The sequence below is a fragment of the Mycobacterium sp. MFM001 genome (assembly GCF_003402475.1).
Lineage (GTDB): Bacteria > Actinomycetota > Actinomycetes > Mycobacteriales > Mycobacteriaceae > Mycobacterium.
Map to the genome: position 1 here is coordinate 30,314 of NZ_BFAB01000006.1, position 19,455 is coordinate 49,768.

General features: G+C 68.0%; 28 protein-coding genes. 15 read left to right on the forward strand and 13 right to left on the reverse strand.

Annotated features, from left to right (window positions below; translation table 11 throughout):
• Positions 1 to 2 precede the first annotated feature (2 nt).
• From MFM001_RS11805 to MFM001_RS11815, 3 genes are read right to left on the reverse strand one after another with little or no spacing between them, the layout of a single operon-like run.
• On the reverse strand, positions 3 to 662 hold the full coding sequence (locus tag MFM001_RS11805) for a DedA family protein (protein ID WP_116375473.1): 660 nt from the start codon (positions 660 to 662) through the stop codon (positions 3 to 5).
• A 4-nt stretch (positions 663 to 666) separates the two neighbouring features.
• Positions 667 to 1,485, reverse strand: a complete 819-nt coding sequence (locus MFM001_RS11810) for an HAD family hydrolase (RefSeq protein WP_116375474.1) — start codon at positions 1,483 to 1,485, stop codon at positions 667 to 669.
• A 22-nt stretch (positions 1,486 to 1,507) separates the two neighbouring features.
• Positions 1,508 to 2,158, reverse strand: coding sequence for a hypothetical protein (locus MFM001_RS11815; RefSeq protein ID WP_116375760.1), 651 nt, complete (start codon positions 2,156 to 2,158; stop codon positions 1,508 to 1,510).
• A 32-nt stretch (positions 2,159 to 2,190) separates the two neighbouring features.
• Here MFM001_RS11815 and MFM001_RS11820 point away from each other — a divergent pair, with 32 nt between their 5' ends.
• Positions 2,191 to 2,955, forward strand: a complete 765-nt coding sequence (locus tag MFM001_RS11820; protein WP_238159119.1) for an IclR family transcriptional regulator — start codon at positions 2,191 to 2,193, stop codon at positions 2,953 to 2,955.
• Positions 2,956 to 3,024: 69 nt separating this feature from the next.
• On the opposite strand, the gene MFM001_RS11825 is transcribed toward MFM001_RS11820, so the two are convergent.
• Genes MFM001_RS11825 through MFM001_RS11845 form a run of 5 tightly spaced genes read right to left on the reverse strand, consistent with a single transcriptional unit; the run spans position 3,025 to position 6,563 of the window.
• Positions 3,025 to 3,738, reverse strand: a complete 714-nt coding sequence (locus tag MFM001_RS11825) for a class II aldolase/adducin family protein (RefSeq protein ID WP_116375476.1) — start codon at positions 3,736 to 3,738, stop codon at positions 3,025 to 3,027.
• Positions 3,735 to 4,517 (reverse strand): 3-(cis-5,6-dihydroxycyclohexa-1,3-dien-1-yl)propanoate dehydrogenase, encoded by a 783-nt coding sequence (gene hcaB, locus MFM001_RS11830; RefSeq protein ID WP_116375477.1) that lies wholly within the window; start codon positions 4,515 to 4,517, stop codon positions 3,735 to 3,737. The genes MFM001_RS11825 and hcaB overlap by 4 nt, the downstream gene beginning before the upstream one ends.
• Positions 4,514 to 4,726: a dihydrodiol dehydrogenase gene (locus MFM001_RS11835; protein WP_116375478.1), complete on the reverse strand. Its 213-nt coding sequence runs from the start codon at positions 4,724 to 4,726 to the stop codon at positions 4,514 to 4,516. Before MFM001_RS11835 ends, hcaB begins: the two co-directional genes overlap by 4 nt.
• Positions 4,723 to 5,238 carry a 3-phenylpropionate/cinnamic acid dioxygenase subunit beta gene (locus tag MFM001_RS11840; protein WP_116375479.1) on the reverse strand — a complete coding sequence of 172 codons (516 nt, stop codon included), beginning with the start codon at positions 5,236 to 5,238 and terminating at the stop codon, positions 4,723 to 4,725. Before MFM001_RS11840 ends, MFM001_RS11835 begins: the two co-directional genes overlap by 4 nt.
• The gene (locus tag MFM001_RS11845) at positions 5,235 to 6,563 is read right to left on the reverse strand and encodes a Rieske 2Fe-2S domain-containing protein (protein WP_116375480.1); all 1,329 of its coding nucleotides are present in this window, start codon (positions 6,561 to 6,563) and stop codon (positions 5,235 to 5,237) included. The genes MFM001_RS11840 and MFM001_RS11845 overlap by 4 nt, the downstream gene beginning before the upstream one ends.
• A 297-nt stretch (positions 6,564 to 6,860) precedes the next feature.
• On the opposite strand from MFM001_RS11845, the gene MFM001_RS11850 reads away from it, so the two are divergent.
• Both MFM001_RS11850 and MFM001_RS11855 read left to right on the forward strand, forming a co-directional pair.
• The gene (locus MFM001_RS11850) at positions 6,861 to 7,796 is read left to right on the forward strand and encodes a Rieske 2Fe-2S domain-containing protein (RefSeq protein ID WP_371685529.1); all 936 of its coding nucleotides are present in this window, start codon (positions 6,861 to 6,863) and stop codon (positions 7,794 to 7,796) included.
• Positions 7,793 to 8,278 carry a hemerythrin domain-containing protein gene (locus MFM001_RS11855; RefSeq protein WP_062539944.1) on the forward strand — a complete coding sequence of 162 codons (486 nt, stop codon included), beginning with the start codon at positions 7,793 to 7,795 and terminating at the stop codon, positions 8,276 to 8,278. The genes MFM001_RS11850 and MFM001_RS11855 overlap by 4 nt, the downstream gene beginning before the upstream one ends.
• A gap of 13 nt (positions 8,279 to 8,291) precedes the next feature.
• Here MFM001_RS11855 and MFM001_RS11860 read toward each other — a convergent pair whose 3' ends face one another.
• Positions 8,292 to 9,053: a bifunctional 2-polyprenyl-6-hydroxyphenol methylase/3-demethylubiquinol 3-O-methyltransferase UbiG gene (locus tag MFM001_RS11860; RefSeq protein ID WP_116375481.1), complete on the reverse strand. Its 762-nt coding sequence runs from the start codon at positions 9,051 to 9,053 to the stop codon at positions 8,292 to 8,294.
• A gap of 24 nt (positions 9,054 to 9,077) precedes the next feature.
• On the opposite strand from MFM001_RS11860, the gene pcaH reads away from it, so the two are divergent.
• Genes pcaH through pcaC form a run of 5 tightly spaced genes read left to right on the forward strand, consistent with a single transcriptional unit; the run spans position 9,078 to position 12,671 of the window.
• Positions 9,078 to 9,818 carry a protocatechuate 3,4-dioxygenase subunit beta gene (gene pcaH, locus MFM001_RS11865; protein WP_116375482.1) on the forward strand — a complete coding sequence of 247 codons (741 nt, stop codon included), beginning with the start codon at positions 9,078 to 9,080 and terminating at the stop codon, positions 9,816 to 9,818.
• The gene (pcaG, locus tag MFM001_RS11870) at positions 9,811 to 10,317 is read left to right on the forward strand and encodes a protocatechuate 3,4-dioxygenase subunit alpha (protein ID WP_116375483.1); all 507 of its coding nucleotides are present in this window, start codon (positions 9,811 to 9,813) and stop codon (positions 10,315 to 10,317) included. The genes pcaH and pcaG overlap by 8 nt, the downstream gene beginning before the upstream one ends.
• Positions 10,314 to 11,513 (forward strand): lyase family protein, encoded by a 1,200-nt coding sequence (locus tag MFM001_RS11875; protein WP_116375484.1) that lies wholly within the window; start codon positions 10,314 to 10,316, stop codon positions 11,511 to 11,513. Before pcaG ends, MFM001_RS11875 begins: the two co-directional genes overlap by 4 nt.
• Entirely contained in the window at positions 11,510 to 12,289 is a 780-nt protein-coding gene (locus tag MFM001_RS11880) for an alpha/beta fold hydrolase (RefSeq protein ID WP_116375485.1), read from the forward strand. Before MFM001_RS11875 ends, MFM001_RS11880 begins: the two co-directional genes overlap by 4 nt.
• 13 nt (positions 12,290 to 12,302) lie before the next feature.
• Complete coding sequence (gene pcaC, locus MFM001_RS11885) at positions 12,303 to 12,671, forward strand: 4-carboxymuconolactone decarboxylase (protein ID WP_116375486.1); 369 nt, start codon at positions 12,303 to 12,305, stop codon at positions 12,669 to 12,671.
• Here pcaC and MFM001_RS11890 read toward each other — a convergent pair.
• Both MFM001_RS11890 and MFM001_RS11895 read right to left on the reverse strand, forming a co-directional pair.
• Positions 12,668 to 13,456: a class I SAM-dependent methyltransferase gene (locus tag MFM001_RS11890; protein ID WP_116375487.1), complete on the reverse strand. Its 789-nt coding sequence runs from the start codon at positions 13,454 to 13,456 to the stop codon at positions 12,668 to 12,670. The genes pcaC and MFM001_RS11890 overlap by 4 nt on opposite strands.
• Entirely contained in the window at positions 13,456 to 14,052 is a 597-nt protein-coding gene (locus MFM001_RS11895; RefSeq protein ID WP_116375488.1) for a DUF2249 domain-containing protein, read from the reverse strand. Before MFM001_RS11895 ends, MFM001_RS11890 begins: the two co-directional genes overlap by 1 nt.
• Positions 14,053 to 14,105: 53 nt before the next feature.
• Between MFM001_RS11895 and fdxA the strand changes: the two genes are divergently transcribed.
• Genes fdxA through MFM001_RS11920 form a run of 5 tightly spaced genes read left to right on the forward strand, consistent with a single transcriptional unit; the run spans position 14,106 to position 16,797 of the window.
• The gene (fdxA, locus tag MFM001_RS11900) at positions 14,106 to 14,444 is read left to right on the forward strand and encodes a ferredoxin (RefSeq protein WP_116375489.1); all 339 of its coding nucleotides are present in this window, start codon (positions 14,106 to 14,108) and stop codon (positions 14,442 to 14,444) included.
• The gene (locus MFM001_RS11905) at positions 14,441 to 15,067 is read left to right on the forward strand and encodes a metalloregulator ArsR/SmtB family transcription factor (protein ID WP_116375490.1); all 627 of its coding nucleotides are present in this window, start codon (positions 14,441 to 14,443) and stop codon (positions 15,065 to 15,067) included. The genes fdxA and MFM001_RS11905 overlap by 4 nt, the downstream gene beginning before the upstream one ends.
• A complete protein-coding gene (locus MFM001_RS11910) occupies positions 15,064 to 15,489 on the forward strand; it encodes a hypothetical protein (protein WP_116375491.1) in 426 nt (141 codons plus the stop codon). The genes MFM001_RS11905 and MFM001_RS11910 overlap by 4 nt, the downstream gene beginning before the upstream one ends.
• 24 nt (positions 15,490 to 15,513) lie before the next feature.
• The gene (locus tag MFM001_RS11915; protein ID WP_116375492.1) at positions 15,514 to 15,846 is read left to right on the forward strand and encodes a cupin domain-containing protein; all 333 of its coding nucleotides are present in this window, start codon (positions 15,514 to 15,516) and stop codon (positions 15,844 to 15,846) included.
• 3 nt (positions 15,847 to 15,849) lie between these two features.
• Entirely contained in the window at positions 15,850 to 16,797 is a 948-nt protein-coding gene (locus tag MFM001_RS11920) for a nitronate monooxygenase family protein (RefSeq protein WP_116375493.1), read from the forward strand.
• Here MFM001_RS11920 and MFM001_RS11925 read toward each other — a convergent pair.
• Positions 16,794 to 17,477 carry a metalloregulator ArsR/SmtB family transcription factor gene (locus MFM001_RS11925; protein ID WP_116375494.1) on the reverse strand — a complete coding sequence of 228 codons (684 nt, stop codon included), beginning with the start codon at positions 17,475 to 17,477 and terminating at the stop codon, positions 16,794 to 16,796. The two genes, MFM001_RS11920 and MFM001_RS11925, sit on opposite strands and share 4 nt — an antisense overlap.
• Positions 17,478 to 17,565: 88 nt before the next feature.
• Here MFM001_RS11925 and MFM001_RS11930 point away from each other — a divergent pair, with 88 nt between their 5' ends.
• The gene (locus MFM001_RS11930) at positions 17,566 to 17,988 is read left to right on the forward strand and encodes a DoxX family membrane protein (protein ID WP_116375495.1); all 423 of its coding nucleotides are present in this window, start codon (positions 17,566 to 17,568) and stop codon (positions 17,986 to 17,988) included.
• On the opposite strand, the gene MFM001_RS11935 is transcribed toward MFM001_RS11930, so the two are convergent.
• Positions 17,970 to 18,467 (reverse strand): DUF1990 family protein, encoded by a 498-nt coding sequence (locus tag MFM001_RS11935; RefSeq protein WP_116375762.1) that lies wholly within the window; start codon positions 18,465 to 18,467, stop codon positions 17,970 to 17,972. The genes MFM001_RS11930 and MFM001_RS11935 overlap by 19 nt on opposite strands.
• Positions 18,468 to 18,525: 58 nt before the next feature.
• On the opposite strand from MFM001_RS11935, the gene MFM001_RS11940 reads away from it, so the two are divergent.
• The gene (locus MFM001_RS11940; protein ID WP_116375496.1) at positions 18,526 to 19,398 is read left to right on the forward strand and encodes an aldo/keto reductase; all 873 of its coding nucleotides are present in this window, start codon (positions 18,526 to 18,528) and stop codon (positions 19,396 to 19,398) included.
• The last annotated feature ends 57 nt before the right edge of the window (positions 19,399 to 19,455 follow it).

Here is a 19,455-nt window from a genome sequence, read left to right on the forward strand (position 1 = left end):
AGCTACTGGGCGGTTGTCGGGTCCGATTCTTCGCTGTGCTCGGCCTCGAATTCGGCGATCGCCCGGGCGGTGCGTTTTCGCAGCAGGATCGCGGCGATGCCGCCGCCCAGCACGGCCACTACCAGCGCGATCCAGGAGAACCGCTCCAGCCAGCGCTCGGCCGCGATCCCCGCGTAGTAGATCACCGCGGTGGTGCCACCCGCCCAACACACGGCACCGGAAACATTGGCGAACAGGAACCGTGGATACGGCATTTTCAGCGCGCCGGCCAACGGCCCGGCGAAGATCCGCAATAACGCGATGAACCGGCCGAAAAACACCGCATGCGAGCCCCATCGCTCGAATATGTGCTCGGCAAGACCGACGTGGCCGGGACCGAAGTGCCGCGGAAATCGTCGGCCCAGCCAGTCGAACAGCGGCATGCCGAACCGCCGGCCGATCGTATAGCCGATCGAGTCGCCGACCGCGGCGCCGATCACGCCTGCCGCGCCGACGCCCAGCGGGTTGACCGCCAGCTCATGGCGCGACGACAGCAGTGCCGCAGTGACGAGCACGATTTCGCCGGGAAGCGGGACCCCCAAGCTCTCGATCCCGACCACGCCGGCGACGATCAAGTACACCGTCAGCGGCGGGATCGACTGCAACAGGGCATCTACAGGCACGGCATCACTTCGTGGCTTCGGGCAGGACGAAGCGCTCGACGGCCTTGGCGAAACCGTCGCTGTCGTTGCTGTCGGTGACCTCTTTGGCGGCCTTCTTCACCTTCTCGTCGGCGTTGCCCATCGCGATGGTCAGCCGGGAGTGCTTGAACATCAGGATGTCGTTGGGCATGTCGCCAATGGTCGCGATCTGTTCGGGCCCGAGCTTGTATTCCGCCGCAAGGTATTTGGCGACCGAGCCCTTGTTTGCCTCCGGATGGGTGACGTCGAGGTAGTAGGGCTGCGACGTCGACGCCGCGACGTGCTCCCCGAATCGGTCCTGCACCGCCTTGGTGGCCGCCGCGACGGCGTCGTGGTCGTCGCTCACGCCGACGATCTTGGCGACCGACTCGGTGTGGTCCTTCACGTCCGTCATGACCTTCGGCTCGAACTGGACGGTTTTCGACTCCTTGTCCACGTGGGCGCCGTCTGGGTCGGGGACATACCAGTCGGCCCCTTGATAGATCCACACGTCGAGGTCGAACGAGCCGATCACGTCGGCGATCTGTGCGACGAGGTCGTCGGGAAGCACCTTCTGTTCGATGACCGTCATGTCCGGTTTGACGAAGATGCCGCCGTTGAATCCCGCGATCGGGGTTTGCAGCTTAAGCGGATCGATCAGCATCGCCATGCCCTTGGGCGGTCGTCCGCTGGTGACGGCGAACAGCACGTCGGCGTCGTGCAGTTTGTGCACCGCGTCGATCGCCGCGTCGGTCAGTTTTTTCTCTTGGTCCACCAGCGTGCCGTCGACATCGGCGAGCAGTAGACGAATTCGGTCGGTGGCCACGTGACCGATGGTAGCCAGCGCCTCAGGCGACCCGGGACATGAGCTGCTGGCGGCGGGTGGACGCCCAGTCGTCGATGTCGATTCCGCTCTCGACGTCGCAGGCCGTCATCAGCAGCGCCGCCCGCGGAACCACCGCCAGGCCGTAGTCACAGGTGCGCCCCGGCGCAGTCATCGCCCACACCAGCACGCCGTCGTCCGCCACGGCGAACCGGCGCAGGCGCATCGGCGCGGAATCACCCGTGGGGGCCACCCCGATGGCGTCGCTGCTGCAGGCGGACACCGTGCTGAAGCCGTTCCACACCACCTCATGCGGGTCCAGCGGTCTGCCGTAGACGTCGATCGATTCGGCGTACAGCGCCGAGTTGCCGACGCGATAGGTCGCATCGGCGTGATCGGAGGCGTTGACGGGCAACAGCGGGGAGCCCTTGAACACCAGGGCCGCCAAGCATTCCGGCGGGCGAGCGCTGGTGAAGAGCTCGTCGCCGCGGGAGGCCGTCGTCGCGGGACCCATCGGCGTGCGGTCGCCGTCGTGCAGCAGGAGCTCGCGCGCCGACGCCAGCGACTTTCGGGGCGCGGGAGGTGGACCCGGCACGGTCGTTGGGTGTCCGGGCACCGACGTCGTGCACGCCGCCAACACCACTGCGAGGCCGGCTGCCCATGATTTCGCGGCCATGTTCGTACGCTACGGCAGGTAGCGTTTCTGCTATGCAGAAAACGGTTGCGCCGCAGTATCCGATCGAGTCGGTCGACAACGCGCTGAAGCTGTTGCTGCTGTTGGGTGAACAACCGTCGATCCGGTTGAGCGAGGCAACCCGATACCTCGGGGTGGCGTCGTCGACCGCGCACCGGCTGCTCGCGATGTTGGCCTACCGCGGGTTCGTGCGGCAGGACCCGGTGTCGAAGGCGTATCTGCCGGGCCCGGCGCTGACCGGGGTGGCGTTTGCGATCTTCGGCCGCATCGACATCGCCGGCACCGCGACGCCGGTGATGCGCGGCTTGAGCGAACGGCTGCGCGAGACAGTTCATGTCGGGATGCTCGACGGCGCCGCGGTCCGGTTCGTTGCCGCCGTGGAGGGCCCGACGGCGGTGCGGGTGGCGTCCCGGTTGGGCCGCGCCATGCCCGCGCACTGCACGTCGACCGGCAAGGTGATGCTGGCCCAGCTGCCGACAGCGGAACTGCATCAGCTGCTGCCCGAGGAGAACCTGGAGCGCATCACCGATCGGTCGATCGGCAGCCGCATCGCCTTGGAGGCCGAGCTGGCCCGTGTCCGCGAACAGGGCTACGCCGTCAACCGGGAGGAAAGCGAGGAGGGCGTGGCATCGGTCGCGGTGGTGATACCGACCCGGGCGCCGGGGCTTCGGCTGGCGCTCAATGCCGCGGCGCCGCAGCAGCGGCTACCCAAGTCGCAGTATTCGTCGGTGGCGGCCGCACTTACGGAGGCGGCCAAGGAGATTGGCGATCAGCTCTGATTTCCTCGAACGTCGAGTTATTGCGAGAATAGGCCAAAATTCGCCCAACAACTCGACATTCGACCGTCCTTACTCACCCAGCCTGGCCACTTCATGGCGCCACGCGGCGTCGGTGAAACCGGGCCCGAGATCGGGAAGGTCGTCCCAGTCCCGGTCGGCGATGTCGCGCAGGGCACCGTCGGCCGAAACGATTGTCAAGGCCATGCGGGCCAACGCGTCGACACTGATGGCCTGCAACACCGCCTGCTGCACGGTGGCCGCGGCGCTGGTGATCCCATGGCCGCGCAGGATCACCACGGGTCGGCCGCGCATCGCGGCAACCATTTCCTTGGCCAATCCGCTGTTTCGGATCAGCACCGCACGTTCGTAGACCGGCACGCCATCACGGGCAAGCCGGGCGCCGGGAATGTCGTACGCGCCGTAGATCGGCCGGATGGTGATGCCGGTGAGATCGGCGGCGACGACGGCGGGCGGGTGCAGGTGCGCGACCGCGCGGTACTGCGGGTTGGCGAGCAGGGTTTCGACGTGGATCGGCAGTTCGTGGGGAACCCGGTAGCCGTCGAGTTCTCCTGCGGCCGCGGCGCTTCCGTCGAAGTGGATGAGCCGGACGTCGTCGGGCCGGGTGAACGCCACACCGGTGTCGGTGTCGCTGCGGCAGCGGATCAGCAGCCGCTCGTCGTCGACCCGCAGGGATAGGTGACCGAGGATGCCGTCGACCAGTCCGCGCGCGGCGGCGACCCGGCATGCTGATGCCACCAGGGCGCGCTGTTCGTCGAGGGTCATAGCCCGAATCCGCCGTCGGGGTGGACGGTGTCGCCGGTGATCCCGCGGGATCTGTCGGAGGCAAGGAACACGAAACTCCAGGCATGGTCGTGACCGGTGAGCGCGACGTTCAACGGTGTGCGGGCGGCCAGGTCGTGCTCGCGGTCGGGGGTGTCGTCGAGGCGTACATCTTGTAGACCAAGGCTTTTCAGGCCACGCAGATCGGTGTTCAGTGTGCCGCCCGGCGCCACACCGTTGACCCGGATCCGCGGTGCCAGTTCGTGGGCGAGCGTGGCGACCAGTCCGCGCACCGCGAATTTCGATGCCACGTATAGCACCCCGCCGCGGCCGGGATAGAACGAGGAGGTGGATTCGGTCAGCACGATCGACGGGCCGTTCCCGGCTTGTAGCGCCGGCAGCGCCGCCTTCACCGATTGCAGATGGCTGAGCACGTTGGTGCGGAACATTTCGTCGAATGCCGCCTCGAGGACGCCGGCGGCGATGTCGGCGATTCCCTTGTAGAAGTCGAAGATTCCCACGCAGTTGACCAGCGTGTCGAGGCCGCCGAACGACTCCACAGCGGTAGCTACCGCCCGCTCGTTGTCCTCGCGGCTGATCGCGTCGCCGTCGACTACCGGGATGTCCGGGCATTGCTGTCGCAGCGCGTCGCATTTGCCGGGATCCCGTTCCAGCACCGCGACTTTGGCGCCCTCGGCACGAAAGGCGTCGACGAGGGCCCGGCCGATGCCGGATCCGGCGCCCACCACCAGTGTGCGTTTGCCGTCCAGCCAGCCGGTCATGGCAGCAGGGGCCCGTCGGTATTGCCCACCATTGCCTCCAAAGTGCGCGGGTTCTGGCGGGTCAGCGCCTCCAGCTCGAGCGCGTCCAGGCTGATCGACCGCCCGGACTTGGGCGCGGTGATCAGCAGTCGCGACCCGTTGCGGGTATCGACGCGGCACACCTCGACTTCGGCGAATTCGTTTGCGATGGTGAGGGTTTCATCGTTCACAGGAACACCGCCAGGTTCTGCATCCGCAACACCGACTCGTCGACCATGATGGTGCGGCGCGCCAGTTTCCATTGGCCGTCTTCGCGGCGCAGCACATCGCGGCGCCCACAGGACACCAGCGCGGACTCGTTGACATCGCCGCGGCTGCGGAAGAGCAGCTCCGCGGATTCGACGACCACATGGGCATCATCTTCGCAGGCGAACGTCCGAACGTTGGTGATGTAGTGCCGCAGCCGCGACGGCGGATCCTCGGTCCAGGCGTGTTCGGTGCGAAACCGGGCCACCCGCCGGGAGAGCGAGTACTTGTTCTCGTCGAAGTGCGCCATCCCCGGCGAGGTGTCGAACCCCGCGCCCAGCGCGGTGGTGACCCGCACCGGCATCAGGTAGTGGACGTCGTCGGTCAGGGTGTCCAGCCACGCCTCGTACTGCTGGGCGTCGAGCAGATAGGCCTCGTCGACCAGAAATTGGTGGGCCTGCAGATGCCTATCGTCGTTGAACGGCAGGGGTTTCATGCCGTCTCCAGATAGCTGGCCCACAGCTTGAGCAGTTCGCGCTGGTTGTTTTCGTTGTAGCCGACCTGGGCGCGTCCGGGTCCGTGAAATGCTGCGGCGGGCAAGGTTTCGACGACGGGGCGGTCGTCGGAGAGCAGGCCCATCCTGCTGTTGAGCAGCAGCCGGCGGGCCATCGAGCCGCCGGCGGTGGTGGTCAGCGACACCCAGTTCTCGACGTCGTCCTGCTCGAACATGCCCGTCGATCCGAAGCACATCAGATAAGCCTTGTACGAGTCCTTCTTGTATCCCGCTGGCGCGGCGGAATCCACCGCGAACCAGGAACATACCTCGGTTTCGTTCTCGCTGACCGGCTGCCAGAGCCTGATCGAGATGAACGGCAAAACCGCTTGGCCTTCCTGCACTTTGGGCCAGTTGTGCACGAAGCTCAGGTTCGGGAAGCACGACGCGGCCGAGATCATGAAGCCGTCCTCGCCGACCACTTGAAGGTGGCGCGGCGACCAGACCTCTTTGACCCGCTCGATCATGGCGTCCGGGTAGCCGACGTAACGCATGCGGTCGTCGAAGCCGCCCGGCGGGAGTTTGTAGGTGGTGCCGCCGCCCGGGCCGGCCCAGTACGTGGCGCCGTCCTTGCGCTTCTGCGCTTTGGGTTCGCGGAACAGCCCGATCTCCACGATCGACGTGTGCGTGTGTGGGGTGTGGTACATATCGCCGGCGAAATTCTCCGCGCCGATCTTCCAGTTGGCGTTGATCCGCCAGCGCTGCGGGCCGCGGACCTCCAGGCCGTCGCGGCTCTGCTTGGTGTAGTAGTCCAGGTAGAACCGAAAGTCGCCCAGGTAGTCCTCCAGCGGCTCGGCGTGGGGGTCCATGTTGATGAAGATCAGGCCGTTGTAAGTCGCGAGATTCGGTGCGGGCAAGAGCGTTTGGTTGGTTTTCGGGAAGCCGTCTTCGCCGCCGTAGGCTTCGCGGTGAAACGGCAGGCCGGTGAGCCGTCCGTCGTTGCGGTAGGTCCAGCCGTGGTAGGGGCAGCGAAAGTTCGAGGCGTTGCCCATTTCTGCGCGGCACACCTGCATTCCGCGGTGCAGGCACATATTAAAAAGAGCGCGTACCCGGCCCTCGACATCGCGGGTGATGATGAACGAGTCGGCCAGCACGCGGCGCACCACGTAGTCGCCGTCGTGCGGGATCTCCGACTCGTGGGCGACGAACATCCAGGCCCGGCTGAACAGCCGCTCCTTTTCCAGCTCGAAGATTTCTTTGTCGTTGTAGATGTGCGCGGGGATCATCCCGCGCCGCACGTCGTCGAAGATGCGGCGGTGATCGGTCATGGCATCCTCACGTGGTCTGCTGTGCAGAAAGCTACTCTACTACACAGAGATGCTGTATGGCGAGTGCGTTACCGTTGATGAAAGGCCTTCTGCCTCAAGGCTTCCGGCGAGTTAACGGCTCCTGTGAATTCACTGCGCGAACCGTCGCCCGAATAGCGCGTTGTCGGACCGTTCGGGTACCTTGGTCACGGCGCTGCACCGCATATGCGTATGGTGTTGTCGTATTTACTTGGGGTTCTGTGAAGCCATGCGTGCATTATGCGTATTTGGCTCCGCAGTTGAGGAAGGACTGATGCCGTGGTCGAGGCCACTCCGGAAAGTCGGTTGCAGAGGCGGGGGGCGCGACTGCTGTCCTTCATCGGACATCAGGAATGGCTGGATCGGCCCAGCTACCGGTTCGAGCACCTGCTCAGCTACGCCTTCAACGCGCTGGGCGGGGCCCGCGATCGAGTCTCCAACGCGCTCAACGGCGTCTGGCTCGGGCATCCGGTTCACCCGCCGCTGGCGTCGCTGACCAGTGGCGCGATCGGCACGACGGTGGGGTTGGACGCGCTCAGCCTGCTGCCGGGCCGGCCCAAATCCGAGCTCATCGACGCGTCCCGGTTCGCCTCCCGCGCGCTGGGGCTGGGCATCGTGGCGAACCTGGGCTCGGCGGTCACCGGCGTCGCGGACTGGCAGCACACCCACGAGGAAGACCGCCGCATCGGCGCGGTGCACGGCCTGCTGAACCTGCTGGCGACGGGCCTGTACATCGCGTCGTGGGTGGATCGGCGGCGCGGCCGGCACCGCCGGGGCATCGTGATCAGCGCGGTGGGCTACGCCATCACGGCCGGCAGCAGCTACCTGGGCGGCGCGTTGGTGTTCGACTCCGGAATCGGCATCGACCAGTCTGGCCGGCGGCTGCGTACGGCGGACTGGACGCCGGTGTTGCCGGTGGGGTCGCTGAAGAACGGCAAGCCGCAGCGCATCGAGGTCGACGGGGTCGGTCTGGTGCTGTGCCGGACCGGCAGCAACGGGGAGATCGCGGCGTTCGGCGAGTTCTGCCCGCACCTGGCCGCACCGATGGCCGACGGCTGGGTCGATCGCGGCCGGCTGGTGTGCCCGTGGCATGGCTCGCGCTTCGACGTCTGCTCCGGCGAGGTACTGCGAGGGCCGTCGGCGGCACCGTTGCCGCGCTACCAGACGCGAATCAACGACGGGATGATCGAGTTGCGAAACGAGGCCGCCAAATGAACGCCTACACCGTGTTGCAGGACCACCACAAGACGCTCAAGGGGCTGGTCAAGAAGATCTACTCGACGCCGGCGACCGCCCCGGAACGTCAGGACTATCTCGACGATCTGCTCGTCGAACTCGACATCCACTTCCGCATCGAGGACGACATCTACTACCCGGCGTTGGCCGCGGCCAGCACGTTGATCGCGATCGCGCACGCCGAACATCGGCAGGTCATCGACCAGCTCTCGGTGCTGCTGCGCACGCCGCCGAGCGCGCCTACCTACGAGGACGAATGGCATTCGTTCGCAACGGTTTTGGAGGCGCACGCCGACGAGGAAGAGCGCGACATGATCCCGGTGCCGCCCTCGGTGAAGATCAGCGACGCCGAACTGGTCGAGCTGGGCGAGAAGATGGCGGCCCGCATCGAGGAGTTGCGCGAATCCACCGCGCACCGACTGCGGGTGAAGGGGCGCAAGTCACTGCTGCGGGCCCTGTAGCTCCGAATTCCGCTCAGCGGCGGCCGATTCCGGCGACCATCATCGGCGTGAGCAGACGCGTGTGCTCACCGAAGCGGGCGGCGGCCGCGTCGGCATCGGCAGCGGAGAGCAAACCGGCGTCGACGACGGCGTCGCGGATGCTCTCGAACGACAGCCGGAAGAAGTCGAAGCCGGGGGAGTCGGAGTCGATCACCCGGGCGCGGCCCTCGCCGCGAATGTCGGCCAGCCCGGCGGCGGCCATGTCGGCGACGACGCGCCGGCCGTAGCGCGGGTCGAAGCCGGCCTGCGCCATGAACGCCATCACCGACTCGGTCACCCGCTCGAAACCCGGATCGGCGTCTTCGAATCCGAAGGCGGTCCAGTCGTAGTCCTCGATCACCAGCCACCCGGCCGGGCGTAGCGACGCCGCCAGCCGGTCGATGATCTCCCGGCGCTCGGCGAGGTGTTCGAGCACCAGACGCGCGTGGACCAGGTCGAACTCGTTCTGCGGTAACTCGTCGGTGCGGATGTCCACCCGTCGTACGTCGACCATGTCACCGGCCATCGGCTCGATGAACCGCGTGTCGATATCGATTGCCGTCACAGTGGCGCCGCGGCTCACCATCCACTGAACCAGTGAGCCGCCGCCCGCGCCGACCTCGAGACATCGCCAGCCGTCGGTGATGCCGACGTCGTCGAGCAGGGCCTGACTTCCGGGATCCCACAAGCTTTCGATGCCGGCCAGCCGGATCCTCTCGTCGGCGAAGCTCTGGTCGTAGACATAGCCACCCGCCACGGGCTAACGGTACCGTCAGCAGTCATGGCGGCTGCAGCGGAGCGTGTCGCGTCCCAGCGTGACATCACGGCGGAGATCGCGAGCATCGCAGCGCAGTACCAGGGCAACGACGAAACGCAGCCGCGACTGAACTATCCGCCGTACCGCAGCAGCGCGCTGCGCCATCCGCAATCGCCGTTCGTCCGCGTCGACCCCGAGGAACTCGAACGCCGTAGCCCGTGTTTCGGCGAGCAGGACGTCGACCCCGGTGATGCGGACCTCACGGCCGGCCACGCCGGTGAGCCGATCGGCGAGCGCATCGTCGTGACCGGCCGGCTGCTCGACACGGCGGGCCGGCCGATTGCGGGCCAGCTCGTCGAGATCTGGCAGGCCAATGCCGCCGGCCGCTACCACCACCAGCGCGACCAGCATCCCGCGCCGCTCGACCCGAATTTCACCGGGGTCGGCCGGTGCCTGACCCAAGCCGACGGAACCTACCGCTTCCTCACCGTCAAGCCGGGCCCCTACCCGTGGCGCAATCACCACAATGGGTGGCGGCCCGCGCACATCCACTTCTCGGTATTCGGAACGGCTTTCACCCAACGGCTGGTCACCCAGATGTACTTTCCGGGCGACCCGCTGTTCGCGTCGGATCCGATCTACCAGTCCGTTGTCGATCCCGTTGCGCGCCAACGGCTGATCGCCAGCTACGACCACGACCTCACCCAGCCCGAGTACGCGACCGGCTACCGGTGGGACATCGTTCTGGACGGTGGGCATGCGTGAATTCGCCTGCACGCCAGGGCAAACCGTCGGCCCGTTCTTCCATTGCGCGCTGCCGTATTCTGGCGACAACCGGTTGGTGGACGATGATCACCCGGACGCCATTCGGTTACACGGCACGGTGTACGACGGGGCCGGCGACGGCATCCCGGATGCGCTGGTCGAAGTCTGGCAGCCGGGTCCCGACGGGAGCGTCGTCGCGCAAGCCGGTTCGTTACGGCGCGGCGACGCGTTCACCGGGTGGGGACGATGTGCCACCGACGCGGCTGGGCGCTACACCTTTACGACGCTGACACCCGGGCCGCCGGGGTTCTTCGCGATCGCGGTTTTCGCCCGCGGGCTGTTGAACCGGTTGTTCACCCGTGCCTATCTGCCGGATAGCGAGCCCCTGCTCTCGGATACCCTGCTGTGTGTCGCCGAGCCGGCCGGGTACCGTTTCGACATCCACCTGCAAGGCGCGCGTGAGACGGTTTTCCTGGTGTATCGCGGTGATCCGCGATGACGAACCTGTTGTGGCCGGGCGATCACCGCGCGGGTGACCTGATGACCGACCAGGCTCTGCTCGCGGCGATGGTGGCAGTGGAATCGGCGTGGCTGGACGCGCTGGTTGGCGCGGGACTGGCGCCGGGCGATCCGGTGGACCTTCGCGGGCTGTTGCAGCCGCAGGACTGTGAAGCGCTGGCGCTGGGCGCCGAGGATGGCGGCAACCCGGTCATCGGCCTGGTGGCCCTGCTGCGCGAACGGGTCGGCGCGCCGCCTGGCCGCTGGATTCACCGCGGGCTCACCAGTCAGGATGTCCTCGACACCGCGCTGATGCTAGCTATTTGCGGGGTGGTCGAAACATTGGCAGACCAACTCGCCGAACAGATTTCGACGCTTTCCGCGCTTGCGACAGCCCATCGCGCGACGCCGATGGTGGCCCGGACCTTGACCCAGCACGCGGTGCCCACCAGGTTTGGCGCCAAGGCGGCGGTGTGGCTGAACGGTGTGGTGGACGCCTACCGGCAACTCGAGGCGCTGAGCTTTCCGGTCCAGATCGGCGGTGCCGCCGGAACACTCGCCGCGACAACCGAATTGGCCTCTTCAGAGGTCTCGGTCCAGCTGGTGCACACCACCGCGACCGCACTGGGTTTGGACTACCGGTTGCCGTGGCACACCACACGGGCGCCGGTCACGGCGATCGGTGACGCCCTGGTCGGCTGCACGGACGCCTGGGGCCACATCGCCTCGGACGTCGTCACGCTGGCCCGTCCGGAGATCGGCGAGCTCAGCGAGCCGGCCGCCGGAAGCCGTGGTGGATCGTCGACGATGCCGGGCAAGCGCAATCCTGTGCTGTCCATCCTGATTCGCCGCGCCGCGATGGCTGCGCCGCCGCTGGCCGCGACACTGCACACCGCTGCGGCGCTGGCCCACGACGAACGTCCCGACGGCGCCTGGCATGCCGAGTGGGACACCCTGCGCACGCTGGCCCGCCGGACCGTGGCTGCCGGGTCGCAATGCAGCGAACTGCTTGCCGGGCTGGACGTCCACGCCGAGCAGATGGCGGCCAACCTGGCCAGCGCCGACGTCAAGGGTGAACAGCGTGCTATCGCTGAACTCGTCGAGAAAGAGCCGTCGTCAACGTATTTCGGCGCCGTCGACCTGCTGATCGACGAAAGCGTGGACCGCGCGCAACGGATCGTGAAGGAACGCCGGTGAGCGTCCCCACCATCCGCGGAGCACAACTGGGCGGCACACCGGACCTGCCGCTGCTGGTCGTCGGGCCGTCGCTGGGCACGCCGGTCGGCACGTTATGGTCGGCCGCGGCACGGCGTCTGGCGGACAACTATCACGTCGTCGGCTGGGACCTTCCCGGCCACGGCGCCAGTCCGCCGCCGCGCGACGCCTTCACGATCGCGGACCTGGCCGCCGGTGTCGTCAAACTGGTGGACCGCACGCTGGGCGGCAGGCCGTTCACCTACGCCGGTGTGTCGGTCGCCGGTGCCGTCGGAATCCAGCTGCTGCTCGCTCACCCCGAACGCGTCCTGGCCGCCGCACTGATCTGCACTGCGGCCAGGATCGGCGATCCGGACGACTGGCAATCGCGAGCGCAGGTCGTTCGCACCGGGGGCACCGGCGAAGTCGTGTCCCGGTCGGTCCAGAGATGGTTCGCGCCAGGGTTTTTCGAGCGTGACCCGGAGTCGGCGCGAGCGCTTCTCGACGCGTTACGGAGGGTGGACGACGACGGCTACGCGCGGACGTGTGAGGCGCTGGCCGAATTCGACGCCCGCAAGCGGCTTTCCGAGATCGACACCCCGATTGTCGCCGTCGCGGGGGCGCACGACATCGCGACACCGCCGGACTCGGTGCGGTTCATCGCCACCAACGTGAGCCGCGGCCGGTTCGTCCAGGTGCCCAACGCCGCGCACCTGGCGCCCGCCGAACAGCCCGACCAGATCGCCAATGTGCTTGCCACGCTGAAGAAGTGGAGATGAATTGACCGACAGTATGTACGACCGCGGGATGGCTGTGCGACGCGAGGTGCTCGGCGACGGGCATGTCGAGGGCGCCGAGGCCCGGACCACCGACTTCACCCGCGACTTCCAAACGCTGATCACCGAATACGCCTGGGGCGCAATCTGGACACGCCCCGGGCTGGACCGGCGTAGCCGCTCGATGATCGCGCTGACCGCGCTGATCGCCCGTGGCCGCGACGACGAACTCGCGGCGCACATTCGCGCCGCACTGCGCAACGGGCTGTCCCGAGACGAGCTCAAAGAGGTTCTGCTGCAGACGGCGATCTACTGCAGCGTGCCCGACGCCAATAGCGCGTTCCGGATCGCCCAGTCCGTCTTCGACGAGCTCGACTCGGCCTAAGCGGGTTTGTGCGCGACGATCGCGACGGCGATCAGCCGGTCGCGGTACTTGCGGAACGTGCGGCGCATGGTCAGCACTCGCCGCCGGGCGTCGCGGTGGATCAGCAGGTTCCTGGCGAACCGCAGCGCTCCCAGCACACCCTCGTCGGCGATCAGGCGCCGCGGCTGCAACAACGCCATCGGCGCCGTCGCCACCTCGTCGACCACCAGGCCGCACTCGGCCAGCAACGCGGTCCACTCGGTCACCGTCAGCGGGCGAGCGTTGACTTTGATTGCGCGAGCGAGGGATTGGCGCACGTCGGTCTTGACCTCGTCGGAGACGGTGTCCGGTGTGAGCGCGAGTTCGTGGATCGCGTAGCGCCCACCCGGCCGCAGCACCCGCGACGCCTCGGCGACGATGTTGTGCTTGGCGGCATCGCCCTGCATCGTGAGCATCGCCTCGCCGATCACGACATCGGTGGCCGCATCGGGCAGCCCGGTGTCGGCGGCGTCGGCGACACGGACGTCGCCGTGGCCGGCGACGAGATCGCGCACCGCCCGCGCGGCGTCGGGGTCCTGCTCCGCGCCGAGGTACGAACGCGGGTGGCGCGCCAGGATTTCGGTCGCGGTGCGGCCCAGCCCGGGTGCCAGCTCGAGCACGTCGGCGTCGGTGACGCCGGCGCGGGCCAAAAGTGTGCGGGTCAGCCCGATCCCGCCCGGTCGCAGCACCCGCTTGCCCAGCCGGGCCAGCAGCCAGTGGCCCTGGACGGCGTTATCGGCGCGATCAGCCGAGGGCAGGCCGGCCATCAGACTGCCTGTCGCACAGTCGGAGTCAGCGGCAGGATCTCGCGCTTCTGGTGCACGGTCAGGTACCGCAGCCCGTCGGGGCCGGCGCTGAACTGGCGTCGGGACCGCTTCGGCAGCCACAGCAGCGCGCCTGGGGCCAGCTCGATCTCGCCCTGCTCCGTGGCCAGCCGCCCGCTGCCGGACAGCACGTGGATCAGCACGTCGACGTCGGCGCCGGCGTGCGCGTCGATCCCGCCGCCCGGCGCCAGCGCAATGACATTGGAATCCAGGTCGCGATCGCGGACTTCCAGCTTCCACACCGCACCGGTCACGTCCGGCTCGGCCGCGACCTCGGCGGTGTTGGCGAGGATCCGGGGGAGCGAAGTCGCAGTGAGTTTGGTGATCCGGATCCGCCAGACCTTCGGCCCCTTTTCCACGTACTCCCAGCCGTAGCTGCCCGGGTAGTCGGTTTCGAACTCGTCGCGCAGGTGTTTGGGGTCGTGGTTGTTGACCAGCACGAACGATTCGCCGACGGCCAGTGCGCCGTAGGTGGCGAAGATCGTCGGGTGCTTCTGCGGCTTGGGCAACTCCCGGACGTCAAGTTCGTTCTCGGCCATGGATTTTCGAGCCTCCCTAGTTTTTACAATATGCCTTGTGTAAACTCTAGCGCATGACGTACGTGATCGGGAAGCCATGTGTCGACGTGATGGACCGGGCCTGCGTGGACGAGTGCCCGGTCGACTGCATCTACGAGGGCGGACGCGCCCTCTACATCCACCCCGACGAATGCGTGGATTGCGGAGCCTGTGAGCCGGTCTGCCCGGTCGAGGCGATCTACTACGAAGACGACCTTCCTGAGGATCTGCAGCCGTATCTGGCCGACAATGCCGCGTTCTTCAGCGAAACGTTACCGGGCCAGGACGGGCCGTTGGGCTCGCCGGGCGGAGCGGCCAAGGTCGGGCCGCTGGGTGTGGACACGCCGCTGGTGGCTAACCTGCCGAAGGGATGAGCGCAATCAAGGAACCAGTCGGCCGCCGCCGCGATGTGCTGCGGGTGCTGAAGGCGGCGGCTGCTCCGATGAGCATCGTCGCGATCGCCGACGAGCTGGGCGTGCATCCCAACACCGTGCGGTTCCATCTCGACTCGCTGCTGGGCGACGGGCAGGTGGAGCAGGTGAGGCCGGAGCGCAAGGGGCCGGGCCGCCCGGCGCTGATGTTCCGCGCCACACGTCAGATGGATCGCGGCGGTCCGCGGCGCTACCGGCTGCTGGCCGAAATCCTGGCGATGGGCTTCGCGGCCGACCGCGATCCGGGCGCCAAGGCACTGGCCGCCGGCCGCGCGTGGGGACGGCAACTGGAACCGCCCCGGCGCACCAAGGAATCGGTCGAGCACCTGGTCGACGTGCTCGACGAACTCGGGTTCGCCCCCGAGCGGCGCGGGCGCAAACAGCTCGGCCTGCGACACTGCCCCTTCCTGGAAATGGCCGAAGCGCGGCAAAGCGTTGTCTGCCCGATCCACCTCGGACTCATGCAGGGCGCATTGGAGAACTGGTCGGCGCCGGTGACCGTCGAACGGCTAGATGCGTTTGCTGAACCCGATCTCTGCATGGCGCACCTGGGCGCCGCGCGATGAGCCCCGCACCGGCAATCGCCGTCGCGGTCACGTTCGTGTGGTTGGGCATGGTGCTGGCCATCTCGTTCCTCGAGGCACCGCTGAAGTTCCGCGCGCCGAACGTGACGCTGCAGATCGGGCTCGGCATCGGGCGGCTGGTTTTCCGTGCGCTCAACACGGTCGAGGTCGTACTGGCGCTGGTCGTCGTCGCGGTCATCGTTGCCGACCCGCCGGCACCCGCGGTCATCGGGGCGTTCGTGATCGGGTTCGCCGCGCTGGCCCTGCAGTTGGCGGCGGTGCGGCCGCGGCTGAATCGCCGCTCCGACAAGGTGCTCGCCGGCCTCAACGCGCCGCGCTCGCGCGGCCATTACGCCTACGTCGGCTTCGAGTTGGTCAAGGTGATCGCCTTGGCCGTCGCCGGGATTCTTCTACTATCCAGCTGAAGACGTCACCAGAAAAGGACTTCCATGGAAACGATTTCGCTGACCAGCCTGGCCGACGAAAAACTGGCCGAGGCCCGCGAGACACGCAGCGGGCGCGCCGCGCACACCCTGCACGGCGGCCATACCCACGAGCTGCGCCAGACCGTGATGGCGCTGTTGGCCGGGCGTGAGCTGTCCGAACACGACAGCCCGGGACAGGCGTCGCTGCAGGTGCTCAAGGGTCACGTCCGGATCAGCGCCGGCGACGACTCCTGGGACGGCAAGACCGGCGACTACGTCGTGATTCCGCCGCAACGGCACTCCCTGCAGGCGGTCGACGATTCGGTGGTCCTGCTGACCGTCTTCAAGAGCCTCTAGCCGTTGCTGTCGACGCCCTGGTCGCGCGGTGTGGGGCTGCGGGTCCCGATCGTCAACGCGCCGATGGGCGGGGTGGCCGGTGGCCGACTAGCCGCCGCGGTCACCGCGGCGGGCGGGCTGGGCATGGTCGGCATGGGCAGCACCGGGTCGACGTCGTCGCTGACCGCCGAGCTGCAGCACGTGCGCGGGACGTTCGGAATTGGCTTGGTGGACTGGGTGATTCGCCAGGAGCCGGACCTGCTGGACGCCGCTCTGGACGCACAGCCGGCGCTGTTGTCGGTCAGCTTCGGCACCGACCTGTCCTGGGCCGCGCGCGCCCGTGACGCCGGAATCGCCACGGCCACACAGGTTTACGACGCCGACGGCGCCCGGCGGGCGGCCGACGCAGGGATCGACGTGCTGGTGGCCCGCGGCGCCGAAGGCGGCGGCCACGGAGAGGCTACGATCGCGACGCTGCCGCTGCTCGACGCGGTACTGGACGCCGTGTCGGTGCCGGTGCTGGCCGCCGGCGGAATCGGGTCGCCGCGAAGCCTCGCCGCCGTGCTGGCCGCCGGCGCTGCCGGCGCGTGGTTGGGCACCTGCCTGTCGGCCTGCGCGGAGGCGCTGACCACCGACGCCGCCCGCAAGGCACTGATCGCCGCCCGCGAGACCGACACCACCCCCACCCGCGTGTTCGACGTCGGCCGCGGATACCCGTGGCCGCAGCGGTTTCCGTCGCGGGTGCTGCGCAACGACTTCGTCGCACGGTGGGCCGGGCGGGAAGACGCGCTGGCCGACGATGCCGGCGCGCGGGCCGAGCTTGCCGACGCGATCGCCGCCGAGGACTACCGGATCGCTCCCGTCGACGCCGGGCAGGGCGTCGGGATGATCACCGGGGTGGAGCCCGTCGCCGCCGTCATCGAGCGGCTGTGCGCCGGCGCCGAACGCCTGCTGGCACGTTGGGCCGGCTAGCCCGCGGCAAGCACCACGCAACACCGGTCCGGGTGCGGATCGAGCCGGGTGTGCGGGCTGTGTGGCGCCAGCGCCTCGGCCACGCCAGCGATCAGCGCGTGGTTCATGCCGCAAGCCAATTCGGTCTGCTGGCGGGCCAGCGCGTGGAACGGGCAGTTGGCCAGACAGATCTCGTCGCCGACGCGGCGGGGTTCGTAGCCGTGCGCGGCCAGCAGCGCCGCCGCGAGCTCCAGCGCCGACTCGGCGTCGCGCGGCCGCTCGGCGTCCTGCGCTATCGCCCGGCCGTGGTCGTGGGCGATCCGGTGTAGCACGTCGACGGCGGGTACGCCCGTCGCGGCGGACTCGGCAATGGCGTCGGCCATCAGCCGGCCGGCCAGCTCGTACTCGCGCTGCGGCAGGCTGACCGCGATGTCGCGGCCCGCCCGCCGATACAGCTTCGAGGGGCGGCCCGCCCCCGGGCCCGAGCGTCCGGTCAACCGGGCGTAGTCGCATTCCAGCAGGCCCTCGGCCGCCAGCCGGTCGAGATGGAATTTCGCCTGGTGGCGGGCGATGCCGACGGCCTCGGCGGCCTGGTCGCGGCTGACCGGTTCGGCTTGTGAGCACACGAATCGGTAGAGCTGGCGGCGTACTGGATCGGCGAGTGCGCCGATCCCGGCGGCGTCACGCTGCAGGTCGTCCATCGAGCCCATTTCTAACTAACAAAACGCTTGACGTTACATTCTACAAGTTCTAACGTTCAAATTATTATCCGTTAGTCAGGAGGCAGTCATGGCCACCGATCAAGCCACCCCCGCAATCACGCTGAAGGATCCGGCGCACGCCGCATACCTGCTGCTGCGCGTCGTGTTCACCGTCGCGCCGATCGTGTTCGGGCTGGACAAGTTCTTCAATCTGCTCACGCACCCGCATCACTGGAGCATGTACCTGGCGCCCTGGATCGACGACATCGTTCCGGGCAGTGCCGACCAGTGCATGTACCTGGTCGGCGTGATCGAGATCGTCGCCGGCGTGCTGGTGGCCGTCGCGCCGCGCATCGGCGCGTGGGTGGTGGCGGCCTGGCTGGCCGGCATCATCATCGACCTGTTGACCTTGTCCGGCTACTACGACATCGCGTTGCGCGACTTCGGTCTGCTCGTCGGCGCTGTCGCGCTGGGCCTGTTAGCGCAATCCGCTCACACCGCGCGCACGTAGCGCTTGGCGATGACCCGCTGGCCCAGCTTGGTGAACGGGCCGGCGGCCTTGGCCCACCACGCCACCGGCCGGGAGAACGACGACACTTCGGCGAACACCGCGGCGGTCACCGGGTCGTGGCGCACCACGAACCGCTCCTCGCCGGACTCGGGGTGGCCGGGCAGCGTGCCGTAGGCAAATCCCTTGGCCTCGGGTTCGTCGACCACATACACCACCCGGCAGGGTGCTTGCAGCGGGCCGAGACCGACCAGCACCACCGCGCCGACCGTCACCACGTCGCTGCTGGCCTTCACCCGCAACCCGGCGCCACGCTGCATGCCCCAGTGCATGACGGCGTCGGCGGCGTCCTCGAAACGCTTTTGGCCGGCGCCGATTTGGGTGGCAAACCCGAGATGGTCATAGCCCGGTGGCGGCGGACCGGCGGTCGCGCCCACTTCGGGATAGGTCAACGGCAGATCGGTCAGCGTGTGCAAGTCCACGCGCTTCAGCTTGCCACGCGCGGCGGCGGCCACGCAGGCGCGGCGTACGGTCGAAAAGGTGACTGCACAAACCGCAAAAGCTCAAGCATCCGGCACGTTCACTCTCGGCGACATGACGGTCAACCGGCTGGGTTTCGGCGCCATGCGCCTGACCGGCAAGGGCGTGTGGGGCCCACCCGCCGACCGCGCCGAAGCCGTGCGGGTGCTGCGTCGGGCGGTGGAGCTCGGCGTCAACTTCATCGACACCGCCGACTCCTACGGCCCCTACGTCTCCGAAGAAATCATTCGCGAGGCGCTGCACCCCTACGACGGCCTGGTGATCGCGACCAAGGCCGGCCTGCTGCGCACCGGGCCGGATGTGTGGATCCCGCTGGGAAACCCGAGCTATCTGCGCCAGGAATGCGAGATGAGTCTGCGCCGGCTCGGGGTCGACACGATCGACCTGTTCCAGCTGCACCGCGTCGACGCCAATTTTCCGCTGGCCGACCAGGTCGGCGAGCTCGTCAAGCTCAAAGACGAAGGCAAGATCCGCCACATCGGCCTGTCCGAGGTCGATGTCGACCAACTGAGACAGGCCCAGCAGATCACACCGATCGTGTCGGTGCAGAACATGTACAACCTGACCGCGCGTGCCGCCGAGCCGCTGCTGGACGCGTGCACCAAGGAGGAGATCGGGTTCATCCCGTGGTTCCCGCTGGCCGCCGGCCCCCTGGCCGCCCCCGACGGCCCGCTGCAGCGGATGGCCGGCGAGCACGACGCCACCGCCTCGCAAATGGCGCTGGCCTGGCTGCTCAAACGCTCGCCGGTGATGCTGCCGATCCCCGGGACCTCCAGCGTGGCGCACCTGGAAGAGAACGTCGCCGCCGCCGAGATCACGCTGTCGGACGACGAATTCGAGCTGCTGGCGGCCATCGGCGAACAGAACGCCTAGCGGCGATCGCAAGCGCGGCGAAGCCGGGCGCAGCGGGTCGCCGCCATCGAGGCAATA

Coding starts and splice junctions, on each gene's coding strand:
- MFM001_RS11815 (WP_116375760.1), bottom strand. CDS start 2,158: ATGGCCGCGAAATCATGGGCAGCCGGCCTCGCAGTGGTGTTGGCGGCG.
- MFM001_RS11905 (WP_116375490.1), top strand. CDS start 14,441: ATGAGCGCAATCAAGGAACCAGTCGGCCGCCGCCGCGATGTGCTGCGG.
- MFM001_RS11930 (WP_116375495.1), top strand. CDS start 17,566: ATGGCCACCGATCAAGCCACCCCCGCAATCACGCTGAAGGATCCGGCG.
- MFM001_RS11925 (WP_116375494.1), bottom strand. CDS start 17,477: ATGGACGACCTGCAGCGTGACGCCGCCGGGATCGGCGCACTCGCCGAT.
- MFM001_RS11875 (WP_116375484.1), top strand. CDS start 10,314: ATGACGAACCTGTTGTGGCCGGGCGATCACCGCGCGGGTGACCTGATG.
- MFM001_RS11845 (WP_116375480.1), bottom strand. CDS start 6,563: ATGACCGATCACCGCCGCATCTTCGACGACGTGCGGCGCGGGATGATC.
- pcaC (WP_116375486.1), top strand. CDS start 12,303: ATGTACGACCGCGGGATGGCTGTGCGACGCGAGGTGCTCGGCGACGGG.
- MFM001_RS11895 (WP_116375488.1), bottom strand. CDS start 14,052: ATGGCCGAGAACGAACTTGACGTCCGGGAGTTGCCCAAGCCGCAGAAG.
- MFM001_RS11910 (WP_116375491.1), top strand. CDS start 15,064: ATGAGCCCCGCACCGGCAATCGCCGTCGCGGTCACGTTCGTGTGGTTG.
- fdxA (WP_116375489.1), top strand. CDS start 14,106: ATGACGTACGTGATCGGGAAGCCATGTGTCGACGTGATGGACCGGGCC.
- MFM001_RS11915 (WP_116375492.1), top strand. CDS start 15,514: ATGGAAACGATTTCGCTGACCAGCCTGGCCGACGAAAAACTGGCCGAG.
- MFM001_RS11820 (WP_238159119.1), top strand. CDS start 2,191: ATGCAGAAAACGGTTGCGCCGCAGTATCCGATCGAGTCGGTCGACAAC.
- MFM001_RS11890 (WP_116375487.1), bottom strand. CDS start 13,456: ATGGCCGGCCTGCCCTCGGCTGATCGCGCCGATAACGCCGTCCAGGGC.
- pcaG (WP_116375483.1), top strand. CDS start 9,811: ATGCGTGAATTCGCCTGCACGCCAGGGCAAACCGTCGGCCCGTTCTTC.
- MFM001_RS11855 (WP_062539944.1), top strand. CDS start 7,793: ATGAACGCCTACACCGTGTTGCAGGACCACCACAAGACGCTCAAGGGG.
- pcaH (WP_116375482.1), top strand. CDS start 9,078: ATGGCGGCTGCAGCGGAGCGTGTCGCGTCCCAGCGTGACATCACGGCG.
- MFM001_RS11840 (WP_116375479.1), bottom strand. CDS start 5,238: ATGAAACCCCTGCCGTTCAACGACGATAGGCATCTGCAGGCCCACCAA.
- hcaB (WP_116375477.1), bottom strand. CDS start 4,517: ATGACCGGCTGGCTGGACGGCAAACGCACACTGGTGGTGGGCGCCGGA.
- MFM001_RS11825 (WP_116375476.1), bottom strand. CDS start 3,738: ATGACCCTCGACGAACAGCGCGCCCTGGTGGCATCAGCATGCCGGGTC.